The following is a 23,406-nucleotide window of genomic DNA, read 5'->3' on the forward strand; positions in this document are numbered from 1 at the left end:
GGTAACGAATAAGGCTTCTACTATCTCTGGGAAAACAGAAAAAGCCGCTACAGTTACCGTGAAGATTGGAACAAAAACGTATTCAGGAAAAGCAGATGAATCGGGTAGCTATAAACTATCAATTCCAATACAGAATGCCGGAACAGTCATTTCAGTCACAGCGAAAGACAATTCTGGAAACACTAGTTCCAGTAGAACTGTAACGGTCACAAGGGTCGCGCCAAATGTTCCTGTCGTCAATACAGTAAATAATAAAGCAACGTCTTTATCAGGAAAAACAGAAAAGTATGCTACCATTTCGGTGAAAATCGGAACAAAAACGTATTCAAGTAAAGCGGATGAAAAGGGTAATTATAAACTATCAATTCCCGTCCAGAATGCTGGAGCAATCATTTCAGTTAAAGCGAAAGACAGTACCGGAAATACTAGTGCGACTAGAACTGTAACGGTCACAAGGGTTGCGCCAAATCTCCCTGTCGTCAATGCGGTAAATAACAAAGCCACTTCAGTCACGGGGAAAACAGAAAAGTATGCCATGATTTCTGTGAAAATCGGAACAAAAACGTATTCTAGTAAAGCAGATGCGAATGGTAACTTCAAAGTATCGATTCCTATTCAAAATGCTGAGACGCCCCTTTCCATTACAGCAAAAGATAGTTCAGGGGCGGTTAGCTATGCTAGAAACGTAAAGGTAGTAAAAGTAGCACCGAATATACCAGTTGTAAATCCAGTTAGGTATTATTCTACGACAGTTACTGGTAAAGCAGAAAAGTACTCTGTTGTTACTGCTAAAATTGGTACAAAGGTTTATTCAGCTAAGGCAAACGCTTATGGGAGTTTTACGATTTATATTCCGAAACAACGCAAAGAAACACTCATTAATGTTACTGCAAAAGATTCAAAAGGTAATATTAGTGCCACAAGACAAGTGAAAGTGTATTAAATGTATTTTATTTTCGACACAGGGTTTGTACAAGCAAAAGTTTAAATAAAATTATTGATTTAATAGATAAATAGAGTTATAGTAAATAACAAATTTAGTATTTAACTAAATTAAGAGTTTTTAGCATACTACAACTTAAGCATATAAGATCTTGGATGACGGAAGTTCGGTGAAAATCCGACACTGTCCCGCAACTGTTAAAGTCAGACACGTCGCCAATATCTTTTAGCTATATCCTTCGTGGTAAAAGGATGGCTATTGGCGATACATTGCGATATATACATACCGTATTCTTACGTTTTTTTGTATATATGCTTTACATGTGCCTTTAACCACCCTCTACCTATTTTAGTAGAGGGTTTTTACTTTGCAAGGAAACAAAACACATTGAGGAGGAAGAAAAATGAGTAACATGTTTAGACAACTTGCAGTACTAATCATAACAGTCTTATTAGCTGTTGGTTTAGTAGGCTGCAACACACAAAGGAAGTAAAGGTAGAAGTTAAACCAGAGGTATCCACAGATTCGGCGGTTGAGGAAAAGGTAGAACCAAAACTAGAAACTCAATATCCTTTAACATTAACAGATGCAACAGGGGTAGAAGTTACATTTGAAGTAGAGCCGACAAAGCTAGTTTCACTCATCCCAAGTGAAACAGAAATTCTGTTCGCAATCGGAGCAGGTGATAAGGTACTAGCAGTAGATGATTTTTCCAATTTTCCTGAACAGACTGCTGGTCTTCCGAAGCTTGGAAGTACATATTCTGGATTGAATTTAGAGCAATTAATAGCTTTGCAACCAGATGTCATCTTTATTAACGCTGCGTTACAAGCGCAAGTAGCACAAGAATTAAGAGAACAGGGCTTAAAGGTGTTTGGGTCAAACCCACAATCAGTTGAAGAAATTATTCAAGCAATCGAGGAAATCGGCGTCGTCCTTAATCACCAAGAAGAAGCTGAAGCTGTGACAAAGGGAATGTTAGAAAAACTAGAATTTGTAAAAGTAAAAGTCGCCAATGTAGCTCCGAAACAAGTATATGCAGAGTATTCTGCAGGATGGTCATTTGGTACAGGTGAATTTGCTAATGATTTAATCACGTTAGCGGGCGGAGTAAATATTTTTGCTGACCAGACAGGTTGGTTTGAAGTAAGTGCTGAAGAAGTGATTAAGAGAAACCCAGAGGTAATATTATATACAGCTGGTGAAGAAGGGATAAAGGAAGAGAATAAGGAACAGATTATCTCAAGAGACGGTTGGGAAGTTATTTCAGCCATTCAAATGATAACGTCATTGGAATTGACTCAAATAAAGCTAGTCGTGTCGGACCGAGAATTACTGATAGTTTACTTGAAATCTTTAAAGTACTTCATCCGGAGTTAGCTGAGTAGTGAAAAGGGGATTACTTCTCTATCTGGGAGGGGCAACACTGCTCCTCTTCTTTTCCTTTATAGTAAGCTTATCGATAGGATCCGCGATGATTCCGCTCACTGAGGTTTGGTCTGTTCTACTAGGCGATGGAGATGATGTTAGTAAAGCAATTATCCTAAATGTTCGATTACCCAGAATTGTTCTAGCTATTCTAGTTGGGGCGGCTTTAGCGGTTGCAGGAGCTGGTTTTCAAGGGGTATTAAGAAATCCATTAGCCGACCCGTACATCTTGGGTGTATCTTCGGGTGCCTCAGTAGGAGCTGCATTTATCATTTTGTTTGGTTTACAAACTGCACTTTTGGTAAGTACTCTATCCCAGTTGTTGCGTTTATAACAGGAGTACTAACTTTGTTAGTAGTAATCAAAATAGCCATGAAAAATGGTCAAATAAAAAAAGAAACACTAATACTATCTGGAGTGATCGTTCAGGCGTTTCTAGGTTCATTTATTTCGCTAATGGTTTCAATGTCGAACACAGTCATAAATGAGATCATTTTTGGATGATGGGCAGTTTAACCATGCGTGGCTGGGAATACACAAAAGTTATGGCACCATATGTTTTAGTAGGAATCGTGATTTTATTAACGCAAGGAAGAGCATTGAACTTATTTACATTGGGTGAAAGACAAGCTCTTCACTTAGGTGTTAATGTCGAAAGAACAAAGATGATCGTTTTAATAACATCAACTTTATTAACTGCAGCAGCCGTTTCTGTTTCGGGGGTAATTGGATTTGTAGGTTTAGTTGTCCCTCACCTCATTCGAATGGTTGTCGGTCCAGACTATCGGCTTATCATACCACTTTCTGTTTTTATTGGCTCAGTCTATGTACTTTGGGCTGATACGATAGCAAGAATGATCTTAATGCCAAAAGAAATCCCTTTAGGTGTTGTCACTGCCATCTTAGGTGCACCTTTCTTTGCTTATCTATTAAAGAAAGGAAAAAGGGGAGTGAATTTATGATTGTAGCAAAAAATCTTTCTAAGAAGTATGAATCAAAGGAAGTTTTGAAAGAGGTAAATTTGTCAGTAAATTCTGGTGAAATCGTAGGGATTATTGGACCGAATGGTTGTGGTAAATCAACCCTAATGAAGCTATTATCTGGTGCTGAAGTTCCTACGGGAGGGACCGTTGAGATAAATGGAAAACCGATTAAGAAGTACAAACCTAAAGAATTAGCTAGAAAGCTAGCTGTACTACAGCAAGAAGCATTGCCACATATAGGCTTTACAGTCCGTGAGATTATCGAGATGGGGAGATATCCCTATCAAAACTGGATGGGTGAAGAGATTACTGAAAGGCTTCATCAGTATGATGTTGTTGATCAGACGATCAGGAAATTGAATTTAACACATTTAGAAAATAAATCAATTGATAATCTTAGTGGAGGGGAAAGACAAAGAGTTGCCTTAGGTAAAGTTATGGCTCAAGAACCGAGCATACTTATGCTTGATGAACCTACGACATTTCTAGATATCGGCTTTCAGCTACAAATGATGGAGATTGTCAAGAGGTGGCAAGAAGAGTGTCAATTAACAGTGGTAGTTATCCTTCACGACCTTAACATAGCATCGTTGTACTGTCATAAAATCATAATGATAAAAGAAGGTAAAGTTGAAAAGGTAGGTACGCCAACTTCAGTCATAGATGGAAATTTAATAGGAACGATTTACAATACCAAACCTTTTGTCATTGATCATCCGAGTCAGAAGGATTCACCGCAGATTATTCTAAATCCAACTAAGTAGTTAAGACTCCTTTGTGTGAAAAAAATAAGTAGGTGATAGTTATGAAAGAACGAGCAGCTGTGTCATGGAGTGGAGGAAAGGATAGTACATTCGCACTTTATAAAATCTTAAAAGCTGACCAATACAAAGTGGAAGCACTACTGACAACAGTTACAGAGGGATTTAATAGGATCAGTATCCATGGTGTTAGAGAAAGTCTACTCGAAAAACAAGCAGAGAGCCTTGCTATTCCTCTGAAAAAAATGTATATCCCTCAGGAAAGCTCCAACGAAGTTTATCAAAAAAGAATGTCTGAGCAATTAAAAGAATTGAAAAATGTTGGAATCGAAACCATCGTATTTGGCGATATTTTCTTAGAAGATGTAAGAGCTTATCGAGAAGAACTAATTGAAAAGCTTAAGATGAAAGCAATCTTCCCACTCTGGGGACAATCAACGGATGAATTAATTAACGAATTTTTTTCAGTAGGATTTAAGACAATTACAACTTGTATTGATACTGAAAAGGTGACAAGTGAATTTCTTGGTAGAGAAATGGACGAGCATTTTATTAAGGAATTACCCAAGAATGTTGATCCGTGCGGAGAGAATGGAGAATTTCATACGTTTACCTTTGAGGGGCCTTTGTTTAAACAGAAGATTGATTTTCGTATAGGTGAATGGGTTGAAAGAGGCCGGTTTCACTTTAGGGATTTGGTAGGATGATAGTTTTAAGGACGATGTTTTGTGATTGATGGATACTTATTAAAGGTGATTTAGTTTACATCGCTATTAAGTTCCATATGTCGCTTAATTAAGATAATGAAATTCACGCTAGTAGTAGTTTTGCAAAAATAAAGGAAGGGACTCTTCTTGCTGAATGGTAAGTTGAGTCCTTTTATTTTTATGTTTCCTTTCACTGAGTCTCCTTTACTTGCTTTTCCGGTCAGGAAAACTATCTTTAAAAGCAAAAACAGTCCGAAACAGCCCCAGGCAAAACTAGAAATCTATTTATTCTTTTTAAGATCGAAACAAAAGCAAGTGATTTCAACCTATGCTTTAGGAATGTATTTCTGTATTTTTATGTACAAACTTTTATTACCAAATAATTCATAATTCTGTAACAAGTATCCATTTTAGTGCCCGTGTAGGTATGTTATTTTATATTTAATAGGTTTCCTAATGCTGGTATTTTCTATTAGTACATTAAATAACAATCGTTATACTTTTATGTTTTTATTGTAAATTGAATTATCTGAATAATCATTCTGCTAGAGTGATTATTATTCTGCTGAACCGCTGAAATTTTTTAACATTTACCTAAAGTTTATTCATTAATTCTACTAAGGATGGAACCATGAGAAAAATCAAAAAATATAGTAACTTCTCAATAAGAACCTCTATGATCTTTGTTTTTATCCTATTAATGTTATCCACAGTTGGTGTAATAGGCTATTTTGTATTTTCAAACTGGTTCTCTTCAGCTGAAAAAACGATAGAAATTATGGCTGAAGACATGAACTATGAGATTGATAATAAAGTTAATGCTTTCGTGAATCTGCCCTTACATATTAATGAAATGAACTCAAAATTTATTGAAAATGGTATTGTCAATATAGACAATGAAACCGAGCGTGATAGTTTTTTTGTTGGTGTTATGAAATTTTTGAAAGATGAGGTTGTATACAGTTTCTCCATTGGTATAGAAAATGGAGAATATTATGGTGCTCGTAGAAACGAAAACAATGAAATTGAAATTATGAGGAATAATACAGATACTGGTGGAAACTCCTGGTATTATTCCGTAACTGAAGATTTGACTGCGGGAAAACTTGTTGTAGAAGCTGGGAAATTTGATGTCACAACAAGAGATTGGTATAAGGCAGCAAAAGAAACACAAAAGCCTGTATTTTCTCCGATTTATAAACATTTTGTAATGGATGATTTAACTGTCTCAGCAGCTTATCCTATTTTCGATAAAGATGGAGGGTTTCAAGGGGTATTGGGAACACACATTACCCTTACAAAAATAAATAAATTTCTTCAAGAAATCGTTCAAGATAAAAATGGATTGGCCTTTATTATTGATAAAAACTCTGGAGAGTTGATTGCTAATTCCCTTGATATTGAGAATTTTAAAACTCTTGAAGGTGGAATAGTAAAAAGAATGATGATTGAAGAGATCGAGAATAACGCGATCGCTCAAGCTTATCAAACCTACCAAAGTACGGCAGAAAATAACATTCGAGTACCAAATGAAGGTGACAAACTGTATATTAGTTTTACTGAATACAATAAAGCTGGATTAGATTGGCTAGTAATTACAGCATTCCCTGAAAGTCTATTAGTAGCTGGAATTTTTACAAATATGAAATTAGCCATACTACTGACCCTAATCGCTCTTTTAGTTTCAATAGTTACTTACTGGTTGCTAACAAATAAGTTTTTTAAACCGATTGATAGCTTTATAGAAACAACTGAAAAGTTTTCACAAGGTGATTTATCCGAAAGAGCAACCATTCTAAGAAATGATGAAATTGGAAGAATATCAATATCTTTAATAAAATGGCAGATCTTATATATGAGCATGTTCATAACCTCGAGGAAAAGGTCAGAGAGAGAACGTTTAATCTATTAGAAACCAATAAGGAACTACAAGAAAATAAAGAACTGTTAGAAAATAGTAAAAACCATTTTCAGAGTCTTTTTACAAATAGTCCTGTCATGAAGGCGATTGTGAAGGATAACCGCTGTATCCAAGTCAATAAGTCTTGGGCTGAATATACCGGTTATAGTCAAGAAGAAATCTTAAGCACTGATGTAAATGATCTTGCAATTCTAAAAGATTTGTCCGTATACTTCACAAGTTTTTGCCAAGTTGAACATATAAGTGAAGAGCATTTGCTACTTACATACACTACTAAGTCTAATAAGAAACGCGCTGCTTTCGTTAATTATGTAAAAATAAGAGAAGCTAACACAACTCAGTATTTAGTTATAGCCTTAGATATAACCAAGCAACAACAATATGAAGACGCGATAGCAAAGCTCGATCGGCTGCATACGATAAGTCAGGTGGCTGCTAGTATTGGTCATGAAGTACGTAACCCTCTGACTACCATTAAAGGGTTTACTCAACTATTTTTATTAAAACCTGAATTTCTCCCATATCAGACGTTCTTAGACCTGATAATTGATGAACTAAATCGAGCAAATGACATCATTAGTGATTTCTTATCATTAGCGAAAACAGATAATTCTATCATGGAAGTAGCTTCTATTAATGATGAAATTAATGAAATCCTAATCTTATTAAACGCACATGCGTTAAAAGAAAATGTTAGCCTTGAAACCAACTTTGAAACGATTTCGAACGTCAATATTTGTAAGAATGAATTTCGACAAGTGATCTTAAATATTGTAAATAATGCAATTGAAGTAAGTGAACATGGCGACTTGGTATCAATAAAAACATATGAAAATAATTCACATGTTATTGTATCAATTTCCGACCAAGGTAAAGGTATCCCTAAAGAAATCCAGGATAAGATTGGAGAGCCTTTTTATACCACGAAGTCAAGTGGAACCGGATTAGGCTTAGCTGTTTGCCATACAATCCTACTTAGACATTCTGGCAAAATGACTTTTGAGACGGGTGATCAAGGAACAACCTTCTATTTACATTTCCCTATAGCAGGGATAAGCGATGTGGAAAAGAAAGCAAGAATAAGTTAATCATTCCGCAACTGTCATTGTTTTAGTGTTACAAACAAATTATCTGCTTCAAGCTGTCTAGACTAATAGCCATTTGCCATTTTAAATGGTGAAAGGCTTTTTTTTTATTTTCTATTTTAGAGACTATTACTTCAAATAGTGTACAACAACTACCGTTTGGTATTGCTCATTCTATTTCTATTGTTTTATTTTTCTATTAGGCCTAATTTATTCTTAAGAGTAGAACCTTGTCCAAGTTTGATAAGTTGTTGCCCTTTTATGCATAGTACTACTTTTAAACTGAATAAGATGGCAGTAAGCCATATTGTTGTTTCCTAGTAGCCGGGCTTTATCATCATTGGAGAGGGTGAAAAGCTTGTTAAATTACGTATTTCCAGAGTTACCAACTGATCGTATGATTTCAATCATCAGAAATGGACTTGAAAAAACCAAAACTCCTAAGAAGATTATCATTGTCGGTGCAGGTATGGCAGGATTAGTCTCAGCTTCTTTACTTAAGGAAGCCGGACACGATGTTACCGTCATTGAAGCTACGGATAGGGTTGGAGGGAGAATCTATACGATAAGAGGAGATTTAAGGGATGGTCAATATCTAGAAGCTGGTGCAATGCGGATCCCTCACACTCATTCGTTGACTTTGGAATATATTAATAAATTCAAACTCCAAGTGAATAGGTTTATTAATTCAACACCTAACGATATTATCTATGTTAAAGGCATCAAAGCTCGCTTTAAGGCGTATGAACAAAATCCTGATATTTTGCGTTTTCCTGTATATCCACATGAAAGAGGGAAAACCGCTACGGAATTACTTCAATTAGCCATAAAACCGGTGACTGATTTTATTGAAGAAAATCCGAGGAGAAATTGGCCTTGGGTCATAGAAGAATTGGATAAATACTCAATGGACTCTTATTTAAGATACAATCCGTTTGGCGTCAGATTATCTCCGGGTGCCATCGAAATGATTAAAGTGATTCTTACACTAGAAGGACTTACTGAGCTTTCTTTCTTAGAACTGTTACGCGAACTATTAATCCTTTTCACTCCTGATATCCGTTTTTTTGAAATCACCGGTGGTAACGACCTTCTTCCAAGAGCATTTACGGACCAATTGAAAGATAATATATTTTATGGGCAAAAGGTGAAAAAAATTGTGCAGCATGAAAACCAGGTAACAGTTCATGCTATCCATAAAATCTTGGAGCCAACTCAAATAACTGCGGATCTTGTGATTGTGACTATACCTTTTTCTGTTTTACAGTTTGTAGAGATTGAACCGCGTAATTCATTTTCTGATAGCAAGTGGAAGGCAATTCGGGAACTTAACTATGCTGGCTCTACAAAGACTGGCATTCAGTTTAAAAATAGATTTTGGGAAAAAGAAGGTTTGTACGGTGGGCAAACTGTTACCGATCTCCCGATAAAATATGCCCAATACCCGAGTCATGACCTCGGTTCAGATGGATCAGGAGTAGTTTTGGGGAGCTATACTTGGGATGATGATGCGATACCTTGGGATAGTTTGGAAAACGATGAACGCTTAGAGTATGTATTAAGAAACTTAGCTACCATTCATGGAGATCAGGTGTATCGGGAATTTCAGGGAGGAGTAAGCCACAGTTGGATTCGATATCCATATTCTGCTGGAGCTTTCACAATGTTTAAACCTGAACAGATAAAGGAATTATCTCCCTATATTTCTACTCCAGAAGGAAGGGTTCATTTTGCTGGTGAACATGCCTCAACGGCCCACGCTTGGATCCAAGGTGCAATCGAGTCAGGAATCCGTGCTGCACACGAAGTCAATGACTTACCAAGAACTTTCTTTCCGAACAAAAGAGGGTAATGGTGTACGATCTAATTTTAAAATAGGAAATGATCCTTCAGAGCTTCCCTGAGGGTCATTCCCTATTAAGTACGCGCGCACCTTGGTGCAGAAATATATATTCTTTGATAAAACTTAGTTTGTCTAAACTAGCGAGCTGAATCCAATCCTACCAACTATCACAGCTAATGTATCTAAAAATAGAAAGCTCTTGTAAGAATTCTTCTAAGGTGGAGGCTAGGCTAATGTAAACAAGAGCTTTACCCTCCAAGTATTATCAATTTTACTGATTTATAATGTGACAATTTGATGAATAATTATAGAAACAATTAAAAAATTTATCGTACCTCCAATTAGGCCAACTTTCCGTTTATGTATTTCTACATAGGATTAATTACAGGTATATTACCTTTTATATAAACTTATTTACAGGAGAGGACTGTTTAAAGAACAGTCTTCTCTTTTTTTTTGCAAACACGTTACAAGACATTCTGTTTTAAAATGCTGTTTGTTCGTAAAGTTTGTTGCTTTCGTAAAAATCCCAAAAGCCGGATTTTTACACATATATACTAGAATTTCACTACTTATTTAGTAAGTATTGCTCTTTTCTTGTTAAATTTATTGGGTGATATTTCCATATAAAGAATTTTTCCAATCATTTTAGGTTAAAAAGCAACAAGTTTTTTTGTGCGACGAGTAACCGCAGGAGCAATGTTTTAGAAAAGAGCCTTTAAAAAATATTAAACGGAAAAATTGATTTAAATCAAAGAACCGTAAATCAAACTTTTGTACACTATAGAAGAAATCAAGAAAAGGGGAGACGATCAAATGAAAACAGTGATCTTTAAGATGGAACCATTTAGCTGTCCTTCTTGTGCAGCTATCATTGAAAAAGTTTTACGTAAGCAACTAGGTGTAGGAGAAGTTAAAATTCAATTCTTTAGTAATAAAATAAATATTACCTTCGAAGAGCATAAAATCACAGTTTCCAAATTAGAGGAAGTATTAACTAAATTAGGTTATCCGGTTATTGGAAGTAAGGTCCGATCCTAGGTAACTAGCATTTTAAAGGGGATGTTACGTATGTCAAGAAAGGCTCAAGGTATAACGCTACTGATTGCAAGTGGATTGATTGTCCTATCGTTTCTCTTTCGTAGAATGGAAGTCTGGTATTTAGGCGATATCTTTATGATCATCTCAGCGTTTGTCGCCGGGTATCATATTTTTACAAAGGCTTTGAAAGGATTACGCTTTAAAATAATTGGGATCGAACTTCTAGTCACAATCGCGGTGATCGGTGCAATAATCATCGGTGAATATTGGGAAGCAGCCGCCGTAACCTTTTTATTTATGCTTGGTTCATATTTAGAGGCGAGAACACTAGAGAAAACGCGCTCTTCACTTGAAAAGCTGATGGAATATTATCCATCTCAAGCAACCGTCCTAAAAAATGGCGAGGAATTGGTGATAGATGCTGATGATGTAGTCGAAGGTGATATTGTCATTGTCAAACCAGGTGAAAAAATTCCCGTTGATGGAATCATTTTAAAAGGGAATGCCAGTATTAATCAATCGATGATTACTGGTGAATCAATTCCTGTATTCAAACAAGAAAAGGATGATGTATTTAGTGGCACCATTAATGAGTCAGGGTATATGCATATTGAAGCTATCCACGTAGGAGAAGAAACAACCTTATCTAAAATCATTGAATTAGTCGAAGAAGCTCAAGAATCAAAGGCAAAGACTCAAATGTTCTTAGAGAAATTTGCCAAGTATTATACGCCTTTAATCATTGTACTTGCCATTTTGTTATGGATCTTCACAAAAGATATTCGCTTAGCGCTGACCATGCTCGTCATTTCCTGTCCTGGTGCACTTGTGATTTCTGTTCCCATCTCTATTGTTGCAGGTATTGGCCATGGAGCAAGAAATGGGGTATTGATCAAGGGTGGAGAATATATGGAAAAGCTAGCGGAAATTGATGTTGTCGCATTTGATAAAACTGGTACCTTAACGAAAGGCACGCCGAAAGTGATGAATGTGAAAGTCTTTGGAAGTGTGTCAGTTGAAGAACTGATAAAAAAAGTGGCATGTGCGGAACGAGCTTCTGAACATCCATTGGCAAAAGCGATCGTTAGTAAGGCAAGAGAGATTGGAATTACTTCTTTCGTCACTCCAGAAAACTTTGAGGTCGTGTTAGGAAAAGGGATCATCGCAACGATTGAGAATGAGACTATTTTTGTTGGCAATCGTACATTTATCTCTGAAAAACTTGGAAGTCTTCCAGAGCACATCGAAAAAGAGCTACTAATCGAGGAGAACTTAGGGCAAACCGTCGTCATCGCAGCCTCAGACTCTGAGGTACACGGCCTTATCTCGATTGCGGATGAAATTAGGGAGGAAGCCTACACCTTAGTTAAGGCATTAAAAGCCTCTGGGGTTAAAAAAGTAATTATGATAACGGGGGATAATCAAGCAACTGCAACTGCAGTGGGCAATAGGCTTGGTTTAGATGAAGTATATGCAGAAAAACTACCTTCTGATAAAGTAAATGTCGTGAAAAGTTTTCAGAAAAATGGTAGGAAAGTTGCGATGATTGGGGATGGAATTAATGATGCTCCTGCTCTAGCAGTGGCAGATACGAGTATTGCAATGGGGGTAGCAGGAACCGATGTGGCGATGGAAACCGCAGATGTTATTCTTATGAATGATAAACTATCACAATTAGCGTACCTATTTAAAATTAGCCGTTTTACAATGAAGAATTTAAAGCAAAACATCTTCTTTCCCTCACTGTCGTTCTATTGCTTATTTTAGGTGTGATTGGTAATGTAATTTTTATGACTAGTGGGATGCTAATTCATGAACTAAGTGTTCTTCTTGTTATTCTTAATGCCCTTCGCATTGTTGTGTTTAAAGAAAAAAAGGAAAAAGAAACTTCGAAGCTTAGCTTACCAATAAAGGAAAAAGGAGTTTTGACGAATGAAATGTGATTGCATCCTTTCTTGTGTAGGAAAAGTACCCATATTCAAGTCCTTATCAGACGAGGAAACGCAAAAAGTAAGTTCTTTAGTTACAAGGAAGAGTTATAAAAAAGGGGAAATGCTTTTTTTAGAAGAGCAAAAGCTGGATTGCTTGTTTATCGTACACGTAGGGAAAGTGAAGATAAGCAGAGTTACAAGTTCAGGTCAGGAACATCTTATTCGCATTCTTGCTACGGGTGACTTCATCGGTGAAGATACACTATTTGAAGAAAAACTAACTGATACGTTTGCTGAAGCCATTGAACCAGCTGAAGCGTGTATCATTCGTCTGAAAGATATGCAAAAAATAATTAACGAGACTCCTGCTATTGGGCTAAAGCTATTAACAGAGGTTAGTAGACGCCTGAAGAAAACCGAGCAGTTGCTGAACATTTTACAAATGCAAAGCATCGATCAACGTGTTGCTACAATATTAATGGATTTAATGAAGGAACATAGAGACAAACAGAACAAACAAACTCCAGACATTAAATTGGATGTAAAAAAGGGTGACTTGGCTAAATTTATTGGTATTACTCCGGAAAGTTTAAGCCGTAAGCTTTCACTCTTCCAAGAAAAAGGCTGGATTGAACTTATTGGTCAACGTCAAATTAACATAAAGGACGAAGGGGCTCTTTTGAAAATTGTCCTAAATGAGGTTTAGTGGAAGCTTCTCTATTAAATAGGCTGTTTTCACAAAGTTTGTTGCACATGTAGTATCTGTCTTCAATTAGAAAAAGTAGTTTTTGCCGCGGTAAATGAACTAGGAATAAAGGCTACAGTAAAAAAAATTACGGACCTAGAAGAAATCGTCAATTATGGAGTGTTTGCGATACCTACAGTATCAAATGAATGGAGTTATAAAGGCAAGTGGTCGGTCATCAAGCAAAAAGAAATAATGAAATGGCTTAAAGAACTAATCTAATTTTAAACGTAACCTTCCACATTTAACAGGTTTACTTCAAAGGTGCAAACAAGCCACTCACAATAAAAAACACATGTGATTTCACAGCAGAATCACATGTGTTTTTTATTGTTATATCAGTTTTTCATTACTAAATAGATTTGAAATCACAAAGTAATTCACCTCCCCTTTCACATAGGTGGAAATAATATTTCCTTCTTGTGATTTCGATGTGATTTCTATTTGCTATGTGTATTATCCAAAGGTACTTAAAATAAGTGGAGATTTTCCCCTTAAGCTTCGGAATATAGCTTGGTTAGGGGGAAATAAGGGGAGGTTTTCCCTTTAATATAGCAAAATAATCAAATTATCATGTTTATTTAGTAAATAGCGGGAAATTTTCCTTCTATTTTAACTCTTTTCAGTGACGTTTCCTATTTAAGGGAAGTTTCTCCCCTTATTATATCAACCCATGTTGTTGATTCCCTCATTGGTCCGAGTGGGGCCATGAATAATGAATAAGGAGTGATTAGCGTTCGATAAGCAAATAGAAAAACAATGGCACGAAGTCCTTCGTGCCATTTTAATATGCGAATTATACTGTGATTTCGGTTGTGAAAGTTGTGTGATTTAGCGAGTGTAATTGCCTGCGTTTTTCCGTTTTGCACCTCTTAAGTAAACCCGTTACTTCCACATTGGGAGGTTTTTTCTTTAGAATTAACGGTTTAAATTTATAGGATGGAAGGTTATGAATAGCAACAAAAACATCATCATAATGAATAAATATTTATTGTAAAACAATAAATAATGTGTTAAATTCAAATTGACAATAACTTTGTGAGGTGCTTTTTATGAAACAAGTGTCAACGCTTTTTTTAAAGTTAGCTGTTATACTGATCGGAATTCCTATTCTGGCTTTGTGCATCTTTTTGGTGCCTAAGATAGCGAATTTTGCAGCGGAATTATATCCCAACCTTCCTTATATTAAATATTTCGTTTTCCTGTTTTTTTATGGAACGGCGATCCCATTTTACTTTGCTCTTTATCAAACTTTTACCCTTTTAAGCTATATTGATAAGAACAATGCTTTCTCGGAATTATCTGTTAGAGCTATAAAAAAAATAAAGGATAGTGCAATTACAATCAGTATTTTGTATGTGCTAGGCATGCCACTCTTTTATCTCGTCGCGGAGATGGACGACGCTCCAGGTATTATCGTAATCGGCTTGGTCGTTATGTTTGCTTCAACGGTAATTGCGGTCTTTGCAGCTGTTCTTCAAAAACTGTTAAAAGAAGCGATTGATATAAAATCAGAAAATGACTTAACGGTCTGAGGTGATTAACATGGCAATAATAATCAATATTGATGTGATGTTGGCAAAAAGGAAAATGAGCGTAACTGAACTCTCTGAGAGGGTAGGCATAACAATGGCTAACCTTTCGATACTGAAAAATGGAAAGGCTAAAGCGGTTAGGCTTTCAACGTTAGAGGCCATTTGCAAAGCTTTAGAATGCCAACCAGGTGACATTTTAGAATACAGAAGTGACGAAGACAATTCATGATAATAGGTAACAAAATCCTATTGAATTGAAGAGAAATGTCTCATAATAGTACGAAGAAAAAACCACGTTTAGTTTATATTTTCTGTTTTTGAATAGTAAGGGGATATATTTGTACAAGTTGAAAATGGTACATTTTTAAGAGGCAATTTTTAAATACGTGATATATCAAAGTAAAAGGTTTTTTTCATAAACTTTTTTGCTTTAAGTTCGTCTTTAGAGAATAAATAAGCCATTGGGACAAATTTATTTGTCCCAATGGCTTATTTATTCTCTAAAGCTTCACGCAAGGCGTGAAGAACCAAGCATTCGCTTGGTTACGACCTAAAAGCTAATAGCAACAAACTTTTAGAAAAGAGCGAAGTAAAAAGACCTATCAGCTTAAGCAGATAGGTCGCAATTTCATGGGATTAATCATTTTTTTTTCTGATTCTAGGCTCTCTTTCTTTATATCAAAGATAACAAGAAACCGCCAATTGCTCCTGTCAGAACGATTACCCAAGGTGGCAATTTCCAGAATACTAACATGCTGAAAAGGAAAGCTGCAAAGACAAAATCAACTGTTGATAAAATCGAACTAGTCCAGATTGGATGGTAAAGCGCAGCGATTAAGATTCCGACAACTCCAGCATTCACCCCCATAAGTGCCCCTTTTACCTTCGTATTTCTACGCAAGTTTTCCCAAAAAGGTAGTGTCCCTAAAATGAGTAGAAAAGCTGGTAGAAAAATGGCGAAAGTGGCTAATAACCCACCTTGCCAGCCCCAAATCACAGCTCCAATGTAGGCTGCAAATGTGAACAAAGGTCCAGGCACGGCCTGGGTAGCGCCATAACCAGCAAGAAATTGCTCTTCAGTTAACCAGCCAGTTGGAACAAATTCACGTTCAAGGAGCGGTAACACAACATGACCGCCACCAAATACGAGCGAACCTGAACGATAAAAACTGTCAAACATGGCTAGCCAATTCCAGGCAGTTGCCTCAGTTACGATAGGAAGGAAAATTAGTAATCCAAAGAATAAGGCTAAACAAATATAGCCAAAACGACGACTAATCGGGAAATGTGCTCCTGTAGACTGATCATCAATCGTTTGTTGTCTATATAGTAAGTAACCAACAACTCCCGCTATCAAGATTACCGCTATTTGAGTGAATGCGGTTTGCCATAAAAGCGTCAGGACTAGAGCACCTAGAGCAATTGTTTTCCTTTGTAAATCAGGGGTTAAATTTTTTGCCATTCCTAAAATGGCGTGAGCAACGACGACGACCGCCACAATTTTTAACCCGTGAATCCACCCGAAATCTTGAAACCCTAGATTATGTAGTAGCAAGGCAAAGATAATTAACGCAAGAACGGAAGGAAGAGTAAAGCCAATAAACGCAAGGATCCCACCAATAACCCCAGCTCTCATGACGCCAATTCCGATACCCACTTGGCTACTAGCAGGCCCAGGTAGAAACTGACACAAGGCCACTAAATCAGAATAGCTTTTTTCATCCATCCATTTTCTTCGACGAACATATTCTTCATGAAAATAGCCAAGATGAGCAATCGGGCCACCGAAAGATGTTAAACCGAGCTTTGTAGATACAAGTAATATTTCGAGTAATACGTTTATAGAAAAGTTCTGTCTTGGTTGGTTCATATTTGGCTCCTTAAGAGGGATTTTTTTGTTTCATTATACTATTGATTATCGTAACAAGCGATATGTAAAAAGGCAATTAGATCACACCATGTGAATGAAAATTCACTTATTATTATGCTCATATCTTCTCTATCCGAAAAACAATTTGTTTAAGGGATATAGCCAATAAATGAAAATTCACCTTTATAGTTGTACGTACAATTAGTGTACTGGATAGAACTTGCTAGTTTTTAATAGTTTTTAGAGGTAATACTTGAAAAGCTTATGTTTCAGTAAGGTTACGAGCGTAAAAGAAAATGGGGAAATACTGTTAATAACGAAATTCGTAAAAATTGCCTCTAGAAATTTGTCCGTACAAGTGTATAATGAAAGTAGAGAAATTAGTGCTAGGGGGTACGGACATTATGTTAGAACAGTTAAAAGAAAACGTTTTCAAGGCAAACCTTGCATTACCTAAACACAACCTTGTGACATTTACTTGGGGAAACGTTAGTGGTATTGATCGCCAAAGTGGTTTGGTCGTTATTAAACCAAGTGGTGTTGAGTATTCAGAAATGAGAGTGGAGGATATGGTTGTTGTTGATTTAGATGGAAATGTCGTTGAAGGAAACTTAAATCCATCATCTGATACAGCTACACATCTTGTTTTATATAAAGCTTTTCCTGAAATTGGAGGCATTGTCCATACACATTCAACAAGTGCGACAAGCTGGGCACAAGCAGGGAAATCAATTCCTGCATTTGGTACCACTCATGCTGATTACTTTTATGGAGAAATTCCTTGCACACGTGAAATGAAAGCAGAAGAAATAAAAGGTCCGTACGAGTTAGAAACAGGCCATGTTATTGTTGAAACATTTCAGACATTGTCATTAGATCCTATGCAAATCCCTGGTGTACTTGTCCATTCACATGCACCGTTTTCGTGGGGAAAGGATCCCTTTAGTGCCGTTCATAATGCGGTTGTTTTAGAGGAAGTTGCCAAAATGGGGCTAAATACTCTCGCACTTAATCCATATACTCCTTCAATGGATCAAACATTATTAGATCGTCATTTCTTACGAAAGCATGGAGCAAATGCTTATTACGGACAAAAATAATAAAAGTATGAAAGGATAATAGATCATGACTAAAAAGTATGCAATTGGCATTGATTATGGAACTCTTTCGGGGCGTGCAGTTCTCGTCGACCTCTCTAATGGAGCAGAGGTAGCTGATCACGTTACGAATTATCGTCATGGAGTAATTGATGAGAGACTTCCTGACTCAGGTATTAAGTTAGAACATGAGTGGGCACTACAGCATCCACTTGATTATCTTGAAGTGTTAACAACATCTGTACCGGCAGTTATGGAAGTATCTGGAGTTAACCCTGCAAATGTAATCGGAATTGGGGTCGACTTCACGGCTTGTACGATGCTGCCGATTGACGAAGAGGGAGAACCTCTTTGTTTTAAGGTTGAACTAAAAGAAAGACCTCACAGCTGGTTAAAGCTTTGGAAGCATCATGCAGCCCAAGATGAGGCTACTCTATTAAATGAAATTGCGGAAAAAAGAGGCGAGGATTTCTTAGCTAGATATGGTGGGAAAATTTCATCAGAATGGATGATCGCAAAAATCTGGCAAATCTTAAATGAAGATAGTGAAATTTATGATATGACCGACCGCTTCCTTGAAGCTACTGATTGGGTTGTGTTTAAGTTAACTGGAAACATGACAAGAAACAGCTGTACAGCTGGTTATAAGTCAATTTGGCATAAACAAGAGGGATATCCTTCAAAAGAGTTCTTTAAAGCACTTGACCCTAGACTTGAAAGTTTAATAGAAACAAAGCTACGAGGGGATATTTTCCCACTTGGGACGAAGGCAGGAGAATTAACGGAAGAAATGGCTACGCTTATCGGGTTAAAACCAGGAACTGCCGTTGCGGTAGGGAATGTCGATGCTCATGCAGCAGTACCAGGGGTTGGTGTTACGACGCCAGGAAAATTAGTCATGGCAATGGGCACATCCATCTGCCATATGTTGCTTGGGACAGAAGAGAAAAACGTTGAAGGAATGTGTGGAGTAGTTGAGGATGGAATTATTCCTGGTTTTCTTGGCTATGAAGCAGGGCAATCAGCAGTTGGCGATATTTTTGCTTGGTACGTTGATCAAGCAGTACCGGCCTATATAAAGGAAGAAGCCGACCAAAAAAGCTTAGATGTTCACGTTTTACTCGAGCAAAAAGCGGCTCAATACAAACCAGGTGAAACAGGGCTATTGGCACTAGATTGGTGGAATGGCAACCGCTCAGTGTTGGTTGATACAGACTTAACAGGCATGTTATTAGGGTACACGCTGTTAACGAAGCCAGAAGAAGTCTACCGGGCTTTACTAGAAGCAACTGCATTTGGAACGAGAAAAATTGTTGATGCTTTTCATAATAATGGAGTTCCTGTAGAAGAATTGTATGCCTGTGGTGGCTTACCGCAGAAAAATAAGTTATTAATGCAAATTTATGCAGATGTAACAAACCGTGAAATCAAAGTGGCAGCTTCTAAACAAACACCGGCTCTTGGGGCTGCGATGTTCGGAGCGGTTGCTGCAGGAAGCGCTAACGGTGGATACGAATCGATCACAGAGGCAGCTCAAAAAATGGGCCGTGTAAAAGAAGAAACGTTTAAACCAATTCCCGAAAATGTCGCTGTGTATGACAAGTTATACCAAGAATACTCAAGATTGCATGACTATTTTGGTCGCGGTGAAAATAATGTGATGAAGCGTCTAAAAGCGATGAAAGAACAAAGCTAATAAACAAGCACTCTATGATTCTAAACTGAAGTTACTAGGAGGAAAACGCTATGTTAAAAACAAAACAATACCAATTTTGGTTTGTCACAGGTAGCCAACACTTATATGGTCCTGAAACAATCCAGCAGGTTGAAGATCATTCTCGTCAAATCGTTGAAGGTCTGAATGCAGATGAGACTCTATCGTTTGAAATTATCTTAAAACCTGTGTTAACCACACCAGATGCGATCCGCCGATTATGTATGGAGGCTAATACGGATGAAAATTGTGCTGGACTGATTACTTGGATGCACACATTTTCACCAGCAAAGATGTGGATTGCCGGTCTATCTGAATTAAGAAAACCATTATTGCATTTGCATACACAATTTAACCGTGATATTCCTTGGGATAAAATTGATATGGATTTCATGAATTTAAATCAGTCGGCACATGGCGACCGTGAATATGGATTTATTGGTGCGCGGATGAAAATTGCACGCAAAGTTGTTGTCGGTCATTGGCAAGATCAAAAAGTAAGAGAAAGAACAGCAGAGTGGATGCGAACGGCAATTGCCTTTACAGATGGAAAGAACCTTAAAGTGGCTCGTTTCGGAGATAATATGCGTGAAGTAGCGGTTACTGAGGGAGACAAAGTTGAGGCGCAAATTAAATTTGGTTGGTCAACCTCTGGTTTTGGAATTGGTGATTTAGTGCAACGAATGAATGACATCTCCGAGCAAGAAGTAAAGGCTCTTTATGAAGAATATGATCAGATGTATGAGATTGACCCAAAGGCAAACTCTTCAATAGATTATCGGAATGCAATTTTAGAACAAGCACGAATTGAGTTAGGTTTGAAAGCATTTTTAGAAGAAGGCGGCTTCAGTGCTTTCACGACAAACTTTGAAGATCTTCATGGGATGAAGCAACTTCCTGGCTTAGCTGTTCAACGGTTAATGGAACAAGGATATGGCTTCGGTGGTGAAGGAGATTGGAAAACAGCAGCATTATTACGAATGATGAAGATCATTGCTGGCGGAAAAGGCACTTCATTTATGGAGGACTACACGTATCATTTTGAGGAAGGAAACGAATTAGTTCTAGGATCACATATGTTAGAGGTATGTCCAACCATCGCTGCAAATCGCCCTAAAATTCAAGTTCATCCACTAGGGATAGGTGGAAAACAAGATCCAGCCCGCATGGTGTTTGATGGCGATGCAGGACGGGCATTAAATGCTTCCATCATTGACTTAGGAAACCGATTCCGTTTAGTTGTAAACGAAGTAGACGCAGTTAAGCCGATGAAAGAAATGCCTAACCTACCAGTAGCAAAAGTACTTTGGAAGTCACAACCATCGTTAAGTGAATCAGCGGAAGCATGGATCCATGCAGGTGGGGCACATCATACTGTGTTTTCTTTCAAAGTCACTCCTGAACAGTTATTTGATTGGTCAATCATGACGGACATTGAGTGTGTCTTTATTAATAACTCAACAAATGTTATGGCTTTTCAAAATGAACTAAAATGGAATGATATTGCGCGTCGGTTTTAGTTGCTAATAGTAAAAATATTTGCCGAAAAGTAGAAATCTATAGTTGATAGGGTTATTCTAAATTAGAGTAACCCTTTGACTGTTGGAAAAAAACTTAGATACTAATGGAGAAATTGATGATGACAAAAACTGGGATGAATGAAGTAAAAGCTTTTTTCTTTGATGTTGACGATACCGTTTATGATCAATCAAAACCATTTAAAGATGCGGTTAACTACGTTGAAAATTTAACTGTAGATTTTCCTTTCGAGGAAGTCTTTAAGCTTTCAAGGCAATACAGTGATATTCTCTGGAACCAATATTGTAATCAGGAAATAAGCCTAGAGGACTTAAGGGTGCAACGTTTAGTTCGGGCTTTCGATGACTTTGGCTTCCATTTAGAAGAAAATCGAGCCAAGGAAATACAAGAGAAGTATGAAGAAAGACAACAGCATATTCAATTATTTGACCAGTTTATTGAATGTATCAGAAAACTAGAGAACCAAGGTTTTTTGATTGGCTTGATTACCAATGGCCCAGTTGAACATCAATGGAGGAAAATTCATGCCCTTAAGCTAGATAGGTATATCTCAAAGGACCATATATTTATTTCTGATGCCGTAGGGATTGCTAAACCAGATCCTAGAATTTTTTTGCATGTGAATGAGGTACTTGGAATAAAACCTGAAAATTGCTATTATGTTGGTGATTCCTGGAGAAACGATGTAGTGCCTCCTTTGAAGGCAGGTTGGAATAGCATTTGGTATAACTATCGACACAGAGAACCTGAAACAAATGATACGCCAACTAAGGTGGTATATAGCTATTCAGAATTAGAAAAGTAGAGTAAATCCAATGTTGTAAGGTAGGAAAAAGGTGGTGCCAATATGGAGACAAAATATAGTATGGTTAAGCAAAATCTTAAATCGAAAATTCTCGATGGAACGTTTACTTCACAACAAAGAATTAGTTCTGAAAACGAATTAATGAAGGAGTTTGAGGTAAGTCGTCATACCATACGAATGGCTATTGGGGAATTAGTAAGTGAAGGTTGGTTATATCGAGAACAAGGTGCCGGAACGTTTGTCGCTGACCGATTGAACGAAGAACCTAGATACGAGAAAAAATCTAAAATATTGCAATTGTCACAACGTATATTTCTGATTATATTTTTCCATCAATCATTCGTGGCGCAGAATCATATTTAAGTCAACAAGGATATCAGGTCAGTTTATATAGCACCAATAATAATCATGAAAATGAGATGCGTATTTTGGAAAATATCCTTTCTCAAAATATCGATGGCGTTATTATTGAACCAACAAAAAGTGCGTTTTCAAACCCAAATATCAATTACTACTTTAATCTTGAACGCTTAAATATCCCTTATATCATGATCAATGCATTTTATGATGAACTTGAACCGATTTGTTTAGTTATGAACGATGAAAAAGGCGGGTATATTCAAACCGAACATCTAATTAAGCTAGGTCACAAGAATATTGTTGGTTTTTTCAAAAACGATGATATTCAAGGTGTAAAACGAATGAAGGGCTATATTAAAGCTCATCGAAAACATCAAATCCCTATTAACCCGAACAATATTATTACTTATAGCTCAGAGGAAAGAAAAATTAAGCCTATTGAAGAGTTAAAAAAGTTATTGAATTCTGGGGAAAAGCCAACTGGCCTTGTTTGTTATAATGATGAACTGGCGTTATTTTTACTTGATATTCTAAGAGAAAAAGAATTGAAGGTCCCTCAAGATATTTCAATCGTTGGCTACGATGATTCGTTTTTAGCTCAAGCCTCTGAAGTGAAGTTGACAACGGTAAAGCACCCGAAAAAAGAAATGGGTGAAACCGCAGCGAACATGATTGTTGAGCTTGTAAAAGCGAAAGAAGGGAATAGAAAACTAGACGTAAAAGTAGAGTCTTTCTTATATGAGCCGGAATTGGTCGTAAGAAGTTCAACAAGGAAGTTGTAAAATAGGACTAGTAGTATCTTGATTTAATCTAAAAACCCATACCCACAGTATGGGTTTTCTGATTCTAAAGTAAATGGATTATATAGATATATAGAAGTAACCTTAAACTGTGTAGTTATTTAAGAAAGAAAACATAGTTATTGCATAGCTTAGCATTGCTGAAATTAGAATTAGAGAATTTCGTATTTCAGGACCCTAAATATTTAAACCTTTAGATGATAAATCCTCACAAATGGTGTTGACTTCTACCTCTAGCATGATAAAATTCAAATTAACAATTGATAATGAATATCATTTTCGGTAAGAGGGGATTCAT

At 36.9% G+C, this 23,406-nt stretch carries 18 protein-coding genes, 3 pseudogenes and 1 riboswitch; of the genes and pseudogenes, 20 read left to right on the top strand and 1 reads right to left on the bottom strand.

What is annotated here, in order from left to right:
• Positions 1-7: 7 nt before the first annotated feature.
• The 15 genes and pseudogenes from H1D32_RS25270 to H1D32_RS04680 all read left to right on the top strand — a co-directional run.
• Positions 8-175, top strand: a pseudogene (locus H1D32_RS25270) (Ig-like domain-containing protein); the annotation flags it as partial.
• Positions 149-943, top strand: a complete 795-nt coding sequence (locus H1D32_RS25275) for an Ig-like domain-containing protein (RefSeq protein ID WP_396126155.1) — start codon at positions 149-151, stop codon at positions 941-943. The pseudogene H1D32_RS25270 and the gene H1D32_RS25275, both read left to right, overlap by 27 nt.
• A gap of 133 nt (positions 944-1,076) precedes the next feature.
• Positions 1,077-1,203, top strand: a riboswitch (adenosylcobalamin (AdoCbl) riboswitch).
• A 382-nt stretch (positions 1,204-1,585) separates the two neighbouring features.
• Positions 1,586-2,323, top strand: coding sequence for an ABC transporter substrate-binding protein (locus tag H1D32_RS04625; RefSeq protein ID WP_261177596.1), 738 nt, complete (start codon positions 1,586-1,588; stop codon positions 2,321-2,323).
• Positions 2,324-2,330: 7 nt separating this feature from the next.
• Positions 2,331-3,333 (top strand): annotated as a pseudogene (locus tag H1D32_RS04630) (FecCD family ABC transporter permease).
• Positions 3,330-4,118, top strand: coding sequence for an ABC transporter ATP-binding protein (locus H1D32_RS04635; protein WP_261177028.1), 789 nt, complete (start codon positions 3,330-3,332; stop codon positions 4,116-4,118). Before H1D32_RS04630 ends, H1D32_RS04635 begins: the two are co-directional and overlap by 4 nt.
• A 41-nt stretch (positions 4,119-4,159) precedes the next feature.
• Positions 4,160-4,822: a Dph6-related ATP pyrophosphatase gene (locus tag H1D32_RS04640; RefSeq protein WP_261177029.1), complete on the top strand. Its 663-nt coding sequence runs from the start codon at positions 4,160-4,162 to the stop codon at positions 4,820-4,822.
• A gap of 631 nt (positions 4,823-5,453) precedes the next feature.
• A complete protein-coding gene (locus tag H1D32_RS04645; protein WP_261177030.1) occupies positions 5,454-6,734 on the top strand; it encodes a cache domain-containing protein in 1,281 nt (426 codons plus the stop codon).
• Positions 6,662-7,831: a two-component system sensor histidine kinase NtrB gene (locus H1D32_RS04650; protein WP_261177031.1), complete on the top strand. Its 1,170-nt coding sequence runs from the start codon at positions 6,662-6,664 to the stop codon at positions 7,829-7,831. Before H1D32_RS04645 ends, H1D32_RS04650 begins: the two co-directional genes overlap by 73 nt.
• A gap of 355 nt (positions 7,832-8,186) precedes the next feature.
• The gene (locus H1D32_RS04655) at positions 8,187-9,680 is read left to right on the top strand and encodes a flavin monoamine oxidase family protein (protein ID WP_261177033.1); all 1,494 of its coding nucleotides are present in this window, start codon (positions 8,187-8,189) and stop codon (positions 9,678-9,680) included.
• Positions 9,681-10,487: 807 nt separating this feature from the next.
• Positions 10,488-10,712 (top strand): heavy-metal-associated domain-containing protein, encoded by a 225-nt coding sequence (locus H1D32_RS04660; RefSeq protein ID WP_261177034.1) that lies wholly within the window; start codon positions 10,488-10,490, stop codon positions 10,710-10,712.
• Positions 10,713-10,742: 30 nt separating this feature from the next.
• On the top strand, positions 10,743-12,479 hold the full coding sequence (locus H1D32_RS04665) for a heavy metal translocating P-type ATPase (RefSeq protein WP_261177035.1): 1,737 nt from the start codon (positions 10,743-10,745) through the stop codon (positions 12,477-12,479).
• 165 nt (positions 12,480-12,644) lie between these two features.
• A complete protein-coding gene (locus H1D32_RS04670; protein ID WP_261177036.1) occupies positions 12,645-13,349 on the top strand; it encodes a Crp/Fnr family transcriptional regulator in 705 nt (234 codons plus the stop codon).
• A 54-nt stretch (positions 13,350-13,403) separates the two neighbouring features.
• On the top strand, positions 13,404-13,610 hold the full coding sequence (locus H1D32_RS25280; protein WP_396126156.1) for a thioredoxin family protein: 207 nt from the start codon (positions 13,404-13,406) through the stop codon (positions 13,608-13,610).
• Positions 13,611-14,440: 830 nt separating this feature from the next.
• Positions 14,441-14,923 (top strand): DUF2975 domain-containing protein, encoded by a 483-nt coding sequence (locus H1D32_RS04675; protein ID WP_261177037.1) that lies wholly within the window; start codon positions 14,441-14,443, stop codon positions 14,921-14,923.
• 10 nt (positions 14,924-14,933) lie between these two features.
• On the top strand, positions 14,934-15,152 hold the full coding sequence (locus H1D32_RS04680) for a helix-turn-helix domain-containing protein (protein WP_261177038.1): 219 nt from the start codon (positions 14,934-14,936) through the stop codon (positions 15,150-15,152).
• Between the two features lie 444 nt (positions 15,153-15,596).
• On the opposite strand, the gene H1D32_RS04685 is transcribed toward H1D32_RS04680, so the two are convergent.
• Positions 15,597-16,793 carry a chromate transporter gene (locus H1D32_RS04685; RefSeq protein WP_261177040.1) on the bottom strand — a complete coding sequence of 399 codons (1,197 nt, stop codon included), beginning with the start codon at positions 16,791-16,793 and terminating at the stop codon, positions 15,597-15,599.
• A gap of 404 nt (positions 16,794-17,197) precedes the next feature.
• On the opposite strand from H1D32_RS04685, the gene araD reads away from it, so the two are divergent.
• The 5 genes and pseudogenes from araD (at position 17,198) to H1D32_RS04710 (ending at position 23,090) form a co-directional block, all read left to right on the top strand.
• Entirely contained in the window at positions 17,198-17,893 is a 696-nt protein-coding gene (araD, locus tag H1D32_RS04690; RefSeq protein WP_261177041.1) for an L-ribulose-5-phosphate 4-epimerase, read from the top strand.
• Positions 17,894-17,918: 25 nt separating this feature from the next.
• On the top strand, positions 17,919-19,586 hold the full coding sequence (locus H1D32_RS04695; RefSeq protein ID WP_261177042.1) for a ribulokinase: 1,668 nt from the start codon (positions 17,919-17,921) through the stop codon (positions 19,584-19,586).
• A 50-nt stretch (positions 19,587-19,636) separates the two neighbouring features.
• A complete protein-coding gene (gene araA / locus H1D32_RS04700; RefSeq protein ID WP_261177044.1) occupies positions 19,637-21,124 on the top strand; it encodes an L-arabinose isomerase in 1,488 nt (495 codons plus the stop codon).
• Between the two features lie 116 nt (positions 21,125-21,240).
• Positions 21,241-21,948 (top strand): HAD family hydrolase, encoded by a 708-nt coding sequence (locus H1D32_RS04705; protein ID WP_261177045.1) that lies wholly within the window; start codon positions 21,241-21,243, stop codon positions 21,946-21,948.
• A gap of 42 nt (positions 21,949-21,990) precedes the next feature.
• Positions 21,991-23,090, top strand: a pseudogene (locus tag H1D32_RS04710) (substrate-binding domain-containing protein).
• The last annotated feature ends 316 nt before the right edge of the window (positions 23,091-23,406 follow it).

The sequence above is a fragment of the Anaerobacillus sp. CMMVII genome, from assembly GCF_025377685.1.
Taxonomy (GTDB): Bacteria; Bacillota; Bacilli; order Bacillales; family Anaerobacillaceae; genus Anaerobacillus.

What these genes read in the sequence shown, in the direction of transcription:
- H1D32_RS04670 (WP_261177036.1), top strand. Translation starts at nt 12,645, where the DNA reads ATGAAATGTGATTGCATCCTTTCTTGTGTAGGAAAAGTACCCATATTC.
- araA (WP_261177044.1), top strand. Translation starts at nt 19,637, where the DNA reads ATGTTAAAAACAAAACAATACCAATTTTGGTTTGTCACAGGTAGCCAA.
- araD (WP_261177041.1), top strand. Translation starts at nt 17,198, where the DNA reads ATGTTAGAACAGTTAAAAGAAAACGTTTTCAAGGCAAACCTTGCATTA.
- H1D32_RS04695 (WP_261177042.1), top strand. Translation starts at nt 17,919, where the DNA reads ATGACTAAAAAGTATGCAATTGGCATTGATTATGGAACTCTTTCGGGG.
- H1D32_RS04685 (WP_261177040.1), bottom strand. Translation starts at nt 16,793, where the DNA reads ATGAACCAACCAAGACAGAACTTTTCTATAAACGTATTACTCGAAATA.
- H1D32_RS04680 (WP_261177038.1), top strand. Translation starts at nt 14,934, where the DNA reads ATGGCAATAATAATCAATATTGATGTGATGTTGGCAAAAAGGAAAATG.
- H1D32_RS04705 (WP_261177045.1), top strand. Translation starts at nt 21,241, where the DNA reads ATGATGACAAAAACTGGGATGAATGAAGTAAAAGCTTTTTTCTTTGAT.
- H1D32_RS04665 (WP_261177035.1), top strand. Translation starts at nt 10,743, where the DNA reads ATGTCAAGAAAGGCTCAAGGTATAACGCTACTGATTGCAAGTGGATTG.
- H1D32_RS04635 (WP_261177028.1), top strand. Translation starts at nt 3,330, where the DNA reads ATGATTGTAGCAAAAAATCTTTCTAAGAAGTATGAATCAAAGGAAGTT.
- H1D32_RS04660 (WP_261177034.1), top strand. Translation starts at nt 10,488, where the DNA reads ATGAAAACAGTGATCTTTAAGATGGAACCATTTAGCTGTCCTTCTTGT.
- H1D32_RS04640 (WP_261177029.1), top strand. Translation starts at nt 4,160, where the DNA reads ATGAAAGAACGAGCAGCTGTGTCATGGAGTGGAGGAAAGGATAGTACA.
- H1D32_RS04650 (WP_261177031.1), top strand. Translation starts at nt 6,662, where the DNA reads ATGGCAGATCTTATATATGAGCATGTTCATAACCTCGAGGAAAAGGTC.
- H1D32_RS04675 (WP_261177037.1), top strand. Translation starts at nt 14,441, where the DNA reads ATGAAACAAGTGTCAACGCTTTTTTTAAAGTTAGCTGTTATACTGATC.
- H1D32_RS04645 (WP_261177030.1), top strand. Translation starts at nt 5,454, where the DNA reads ATGAGAAAAATCAAAAAATATAGTAACTTCTCAATAAGAACCTCTATG.